The 8,173-nt window shown below is 64.7% G+C and carries 1 protein-coding gene; it reads left to right on the forward strand.

The genetic code is table 11. From position 1 onward, the window contains the following. Window positions 1-112 precede the first annotated feature (112 nt). Window positions 113-8,173: amino acid adenylation domain-containing protein (locus tag ACK6BI_RS27865; RefSeq protein WP_409319646.1), on the forward strand; the 8,061-nt coding region annotated here is incomplete at its 3' end.

Here is an 8,173-nt window from a genome sequence, read left to right on the forward strand (position 1 = left end):
GTCTGATCAGCCGTTTACGTCAGGAAGGCATGGAAGCCGAAGTCAGGGCGTTGTTCGAACAACCGACCCTGGCCGGTTACGCCGCAATTACCGAAAGAATGGAGATCGTCTTGTGAACGTGATCGAACTGTTGGCATCACTTAAAGCGAAAGACATCCAGTTGGCGGTCACCGACGACCAGTTGCGCGTACAGGGCAACAAACAGGCGCTGAGCGATCCGGCGGTGCTGGCGCTGTTGCGCGAACACAAACCGGCGCTGATCGAGCTGATCAAGTCCGGGCAATATTCAGCGACCAAAAGCGGTCAGGTCGACGTGCCGGCCAATGGCATTGCACCCGGCACCACGCATATCACCCCGGGGATGCTGACCCTGGCCGAACTCGATCAGGCAACCATCGACCGTCTGGTCGCCGACGTGCCGGGCGGGGCCGCCAACGTGCAGGACATCTACCCGCTGGCGCCTTTGCAGGAAGGCATTCTTTACCACCATGTCAGCGCCACCCAGGGCGATCCCTATGTGATGCAGGCGCATTTCGCCTTTGCTGATCGCGGGCGCTTGAACGCGTTCGTCGAGGCGTTGCAGGCGGTCATCGATCGCCACGACATTCTCCGTACGGCGGTGGTGTGGGAAGGGCTGGATACGCCGCAGCAAGTGGTCTGGCGTCACGCCGAACTGCCGGTGGAAGAGATCGACGCCAAAGGCGATGCGCTGGCGTACTTGCACGAGCGTTTCGATGCCCGGGCATTTCGCATGGACGTGAGCCGTGCCCCCATGATGCGTCTGGCCCATGCGTGGGACGCCGCCGGGCAACAGGTGGTGGCAACGCTGCTGTTCCATCACATGGCGCTGGATCACTCGGCGCTCGATGTGGTGCGCCATGAGATGCGCGCGTTCCTCACGGGGCAGGGCAATCTGCTGGGGCGGCCGGTCGCGTTTCGTGATTACGTGGCGCAGGCGCGGCTGGGTGTCAGCGAAACCGAGCACGAGGCGTTCTTTCGCGACATGCTCGGTGACATCGACGAGCCGACCTTGCCGTTCGGCCTGCAGGATGTGCAGGGCGATGGACACGGCATCACCGAACTGAGCGTGCCGGTCGAGCCGGCCTTGGGCCAACGCCTGCGGGGGCAGGCACGTCAGCTCGGGGTCAGCGCGGCCAGTCTGTTCCACCTGGCCTGGGCGCAGGTGCTGGCGACGCTTGCCGGCAAGCAACGGGTGGTGTTCGGCACGGTGCTGATGGGGCGTCTGCAAGGCGCCGAAGCCACCGACCGGGCGCTGGGCATTTTCATCAACACCTTGCCGGTGCGGGTGGACGTCGTTGCTCAGAGCGTGCGCAGCGCCGTGCAGGCAACCCACGCACGCCTGACCACCTTGATGCGCCATGAGCACGCGCCGCTGGCGCTGGCCCAGCGCTGCAGCAGCGTGGCCGCGCCGACGCCGCTGTTCAGCGCCTTGCTCAACTACCGTCACAGCCATGGCGCTGCATCGGCCAGCGCACAAACCCTGTCCGCATGGGAAGGCATCACCACCCTGCACTCGGAAGAACGCACCAACTATCCGCTGACTCTGAGTATCGATGACCTGGGCGACGCCTTCAGCCTGACCCTGCTTGCCACCACTGAAGTCGACCCGCAACGGGTGTGCGACTACATGCTCGGTGCCCTGAACGGTCTGGTGTCCGCGCTGGAGCAGGCACCGGATTCGCCGGTCAGCCAAGTTTCGATCCTCCCGGACACTGAGCGCGAGCAGATCCTGCGCGACTTCAACGCCCCCCGGGTCGACTATCCGCAAGGGTTGACCATTCATCAGCGTTTCGAAGCGCAAGTCATCGAACGGCCGGAAGCGGTGGCGGCGGTGTTCCTTGGTGAACAAGTGACCTACGCCGAGCTGAACCTGCACGCCAATGCCCTGGCGCATCATCTGATCAGCCTGGGCGTTCGCCCCGATGATCGCGTGGCCATCGTCGCGCGCCGAGGGCTCGATACGCTGGCCGGGCTGCTGGCGATTCTCAAGGCCGGGGCCGGTTACGTGCCGGTCGATCCGGCGCATCCGCCCGAGCGCCTGAGCTACCTGCTCAGCGACAGCGCCCCGGCAGTAGTGCTGACCCAGAGCGATCTGCGTGATCGGTTGCCGACTCTGGACGTCCCGGTGATCGACCTTGACCGCCGCACCTGGCCACTGAGTCTCGCCCTCGATCCGCAGGTGCCGGGGCTGACCGCCGAGCACCTGGCCTACGTGATCTACACCTCGGGTTCGACCGGTCTGCCCAAGGGCGTAATGGTCGAACACCGCACCTTGTCCAACCTCGTTGACTGGCATTGTGGCGCATTCGATCTCTGTGCCGGTCGCCACACGTCAAGCCTTGCCGGGTTCGGCTTCGATGCCATGGCCTGGGAAGTCTGGCCGGCCCTGTGTGCCGGTGCGACGCTGCACCTGGCCCCGGCCCGCGACGGCAACGAAGACATCGACGCCTTGCTCGACTGGTGGCGTGCGCAACCGTTGGACGTGAGCTTCCTGCCGACCCCTGTGGCCGAATATGCCTTCAGTCAGAACCTCGAACATCCGACCTTGCGTACGCTGCTGATTGGCGGGGATCGCCTGCGGCAGTTCAACCGTCACCGGCATTTCGATGTGATCAACAATTACGGCCCGACCGAAATCACGGTGGTGGCGACCTCGGGCAAGGTCGAAGCCGGGCAGACGCTGCATATCGGTCGCCCGGTAAGCAATGCCACGGTGTATCTGCTGGATGAGCAGCGACGCCCGGTGCCCATCGGTGTGGCGGGGGAGCTGTATGTCGGTGGCGCCGGGGTTGCCCGGGGCTATCTGAATCGTCCGGAGCTGACGGCCGAGCGCTTTCTCGACGATCCGTTCAACGGCGGGCGCATGTACCGCACCGGTGACCTGGCACGCTGGCAGGACGACGGCACCCTGGAGTACCTGGGGCGCAATGACGATCAGGTGAAGATTCGCGGCGTGCGCATCGAACTGGGCGAGATTGAAACCCGTCTCAACCGGCTCCCCGGTATTCAGGAAGCGGTATTGCTGGCTCGCGAAGACGAACCCGGTCAACCGCGTCTGGTGGCGTATTACACCGAACAGGCTCAGGTCGAGCCGCAGCCGGTGGCCGAGCTGCGTGCCTGCCTGCTGGCGCAATTGCCCGAGTACATGGTGCCAGCGGCCTTCGTCCGGCTGGACGTGTTGCCGCTGACCGCCAACGGCAAGGTCGACCGCAAGGCCTTGCCGGCGCCGGATCGCGCGGCCTTGTTCACTCGCGAGTACGAGGCACCGCACGGCGAGCTGGAAATTGCGCTGGCACGAATCTGGGGTGAAGTGCTGCAGGTCGAGCGGGTCGGGCGCCGGGATCACTTCTTCGAACTGGGTGGCCACTCGTTGCTGGCGATGCGCATGGTGTCCCAGGTTCGCCAGCGGCTGGGTGTCGAACTGGCCCTGAGCGAGTTGTTTGCCAATGCCGAGCTGGCAGCGGTCGCCGAGGTGCTGGCCCTGGCCGGGCGCAGCGCGCAGCCGGCCATGCTGCCGGTACCACGCGATGGCGCGCTGCCGCTGTCGTTCGCCCAGCAGCGGCTGTGGTTTCTGGCCCGCATGGAAGGGGTCAATACCGCCTACAACATCCCGCTGGGCCTGCGCTTGCGCGGTCATCTCGATGAGGCGGCGCTGCAACGGGCAATGGCCCGGATCGTCGAGCGCCACGAAACCCTGCGCAGCCGCTTTATCCCGCACAACGATGACGTGCAGGTGATGATTGCGGCCGCCGACAGCGGCGTGCTGCTGCGGGTCGAGGATCTGCGTCAGCATCCAAATGCCGACGAGACCCTGCAGGCGCTGGTCGATGAACAGGCCTCGACAGCGTTCGACTTGCAGAACGATCCGTTGATTCGCGGGCGACTGGTGCGGCTGGCCGACGATCACCATGTGTTGCTGTTGACCCTGCACCACATCATCTCTGATGGCTGGTCGATGGGCGTGCTGACCCGTGAACTGATGGCGTTGTATCAAGCGTTCAGTCAGGGGGAGGCCGATCCGCTGCCGCCACTGGCGCTGCAATATGCCGACTACGCGATCTGGCAACGCCGCTGGTTGAGCGGCGAAGTACTGCAGCGGCAGAGCGATTACTGGCAGCAGACCCTGGCCGGGGCTCCGACCTTGCTGGTGCTGCCGACCGACCGTGCGCGTCCGGCGCAGCAGGATTACACCGGCAGCAGTGTCGATTTCCGGCTGGACGAGCCCCTGAGCGCCGGACTCAAGGCGCTGAGCCAGCGTCATGGCGTGACGCTCTACATGACGATGATGAGCGCCTGGGCGCTGTTGCTCAGTCGTTTGTCCGGCCAATCCGACGTGGTGGTGGGGTCGCCGATTGCCAACCGTGGCCGGGCGGAAATCGAAGGGTTGATCGGGCTGTTCGTCAACACCCTGGCCTTGCGTATCGACACCTCCGGCGAGCTCAGCGTCGAGGCGCTGCTGGCCCGGGTCAAGACGCTGACGCTGCAGGCTCAGGCCCATCAGGACCTGCCGTTCGAGCAGGTGGTGGAAGTCACCCGGCCGGCGCGCAGCCTGTCCCACAGTCCGCTGTTCCAGACCACCCTGAGCTGGGAGAACAGCGTCGGACCGGCGCTGGAGCTGGGTGAGCTGGCACTGGAAAGCGTGGCCGGTCCGACCCGCTTCGCCAAGTTCGACCTGTCGCTGACCCTGGGCGAAACCCGCGATGGCATTCGCGGCGTGCTGGAATACGCCACGGCGCTGTTCGATGAATCGACGATCCAGCGATATGTCGGCTACTTCGAGCAATTGCTGCACGCGATGGTCGTCAACGATCAGGCGCAGGTGGAACAGCTCGAGATGGTGCAGGCCCACGAGCGTGAACAGTTGCTGGTGACATTCAACGACACGCATGCGGAGTTTGTGTCGGGGCTGACCATTGCACAGCGATTCGAAACACAAGTGATCGAGCGGCCCGAGGCGGTCGCGGCGGTCTGTCAGGGGCAGGCGTTGACCTTTGCCGAGCTGAACCGGCAGGCCAACATGCTGGCCCACCACTTGATCGGGCTGGGTGTCCGTCCTGATGATCGCGTGGCCATCGTCGCCCGGCGTGGTCTGGATACCCTGGTCGGGCTGGTGGCCATTCTCAAGGCCGGCGCCGGTTATGTGCCGGTGGATCCGGCGCACCCGGCACAGCGGCTGAACTATCTGTTGAGCGACAGCGCCCCGGTGGCGGTGCTCTGCCTGAGTGATTTGCGTGAACGACTGCCGGCGCTGGACGTGCCGGTGATCGACCTCGATTTGCAGGCCTGGCCGGACACCGAAACCGGCAATCCGCAGGTGCCGGGCATGACCAGCGAACACCTGGCCTACGTCATCTACACCTCGGGTTCCACCGGTCTGCCCAAGGGCGTGATGGTCGAACACCACACGTTGAGCAACCTCGTCGACTGGCACTGCAAAACGTTCGACCTGTGCGCCGGTCGCCACACGTCGAGCCTTGCCGGATTCGGTTTCGATGCCATGGCGTGGGAAGTCTGGCCGGCCCTGTGTACCGGTGCGACCCTGCACCTGGCTCCGGCCCGCGATGGCAGCGAGGACGTCGACGCGCTGCTCGAATGGTGGTGCGCGCAGCCGCTGGACGTGAGTTTCCTGCCCACGCCAGTGGCCGAGTACGCCTTCAGCCAGAACCTCGAACACCCCACCTTGCGCACCTTGCTGATCGGCGGTGACCGTCTGCGTCAGTTCAATCGCAAGCAAACGTTCGACGTGGTCAACAACTACGGCCCGACCGAGGCCACGGTGGTTGCCACTTCGGGCATTGTCGAAGCGGGGCAGGCGCTGCACATCGGCAAACCGATCGCCAACGGCACGGTGTATCTGCTCGATGAGCAGCAGCGGCCCGTGCCTGTCGGCGTGGCCGGGGAGCTTTATGTGGGGGGCGCCGGTGTGGCCCGGGGTTATCTGAATCGTCCGGACCTGACTGAAGAGCGCTTCCTGCGCGACCCGTTCAACAGTGGGCGCATGTATCGCACCGGTGACCTGGCGCGCTGGCGTGCTGACGGCTCCATCGAGTATCTGGGGCGCAATGACGATCAGGTGAAAATCCGTGGCGTGCGTGTCGAACTGGGTGAAATCGAAACCCGCCTCAACCAGTTGCTCGGCATCCAGGAAGCGGTGCTGGTGGCCCGCGAAGACGAGCCCGGCCAGGTGCGGCTGGTGGCTTACTTCACCGAACAGCCACAGGTCGAGCCGCTGGCCGTGGCCGAACTGCGGGCGCACCTGCTGACCCAACTGCCGGAGTACATGGTGCCGGCGGCCTTCGTCAGGCTCGACATCCTGCCGCTGACCGCCAACGGCAAGGTCGACCGCAAGGCCTTGCCGGTGCCGGATCGCAGCGCGTTGTTCACCCGCGACTATCAGGCACCGCAAGGTGAACTCGAAACCACGCTGGCGCAGATCTGGGCCGAAGTGCTGCAGGTCGGACAGGTCGGGCGTCAGGATCATTTCTTTGAACTGGGCGGTCACTCGTTGCTGGCAATGCGCATGCTGTCCCAGGTTCGCCAGCGGCTGGGGGTGGAACTGACCCTTGCCGAGCTGTTCGCCAATGCCGAACTGGCAGCGGTCGCCGAGGTGCTGGCCCGGGCCGGACGCTGCACGCAACCGGCGATCATGCCGGTGCCGCGTGAGGGCGCGCTGCCGTTGTCGTTCGCCCAGCAACGACTGTGGTTCATGGCGCAACTGGAAGGGGCGAACACGGCCTACAACATTCCCCTCGGCCTGCGCCTGCGCGGGCGTCTCGATGAGGCCGCCCTGCAACGGGCATTGGCGCGGATCGTCGAGCGTCACGAAACCCTGCGCAGCCGTTTCGCACAGTACAACGAAGAAGCTCAGGTGCTGATCGCGCCACTCGACAGCGCCGTGCTGCTGCGGGTCGAAGACTTGCGCCGGCACCCGCAGGCCGACGACGCCTTGCTCGCACTGATTCAGGGTGAAGCCTCGGGGCCGTTCGATTTGCAGGACGATCCGTTGATTCGCGGGCGTCTGGTGCGGCTGGCCGATGATCATCATGTGTTGCTGCTGACCCTGCACCACATCGTCTCCGACGGCTGGTCGATGGGCGTGCTGACTCGCGAACTGATGGCGCTGTACCAGGCGTTCAGCCACGGCGAGGCCGATCCGCTGCCGCCGTTGGCATTGCAATACACCGATTACGCCGCGTGGCAGCGCCGCTGGTTGAGTGGCGAAGTCTTGCAGCGTCAGAGCGACTACTGGCGGCAGACCCTGGCCGGTGCGCCGGCCTTGCTGATGCTGCCGACCGATCGGCCACGTCCGGCCTTGCAGGATTACGCCGGCAGCAGTGTCGACGTACGGCTGGACGAACGCTTGAGCGCAGGTCTCAAGGCGCTGTGCCAACGCCACGGTGTGACGCCGTACATGGCGGTAATGAGCGCCTGGGCGATGTTGCTCGGTCGCTTGTCCGGGCAGTCGGACGTGGTGATTGGCTCACCGGTCGCCAATCGCAACCGGGCGGAGATCGAAGGGCTGATCGGGTTGTTCGTCAACACGCTGGCCGTGCGCATTGACACCTCGGGTGCGTTGAGCGTCGAGGCGTTGCTGGCCCGGGTCAAGGCTCGCACCCTTGAGGCGCAGGCCCATCAGGATCTGCCGTTCGAACAGGTGGTGGAAATCACCCGGCCGGTGCGCAGCCTGTCCCACAGTCCGTTGTTCCAGACATTGCTGAGTTGGGACAGCGGCAGCGGTGCGACCCTGGCTCTCGGTGATCTGACACTTGAGGGTGTGGCCGAGCCGAGCCACTTTGCCAAGTTCGATCTGTCGCTGACCCTTGGCGAAGCCGAGGGCATGATCCGGGGTTCGCTGGAATACGCCACGGCGCTGTTCGATGAATCGACGATCCAGCGTTATGCCGGCTACTTGCAGCAATTGTTGCAGGCCATGGTCAGCAACGATCAGGCATTGCTGGAGCAGGTCGATTTGTTGGCGGAGGATGAGCGTCGGCATTTGCTGGATGATTTCAATGCCACTGACGTTGATTACAACCTTCAGCAGAGCATCCATGGTTTGTTCGAGGCGCAGGTCTTGCGCACGCCGCAGGCGGTGGCGGTGCTTTTCGGTGAGCAGCGCTTGAGCTATGCCGAGCTTAACCAGCAGGCCAAT

This window comes from Pseudomonas sp. KCJK9016, assembly GCF_046231795.1.
GTDB classification, from domain to species: Bacteria; Pseudomonadota; Gammaproteobacteria; order Pseudomonadales; family Pseudomonadaceae; genus Aquipseudomonas; species Aquipseudomonas bananamidigenes.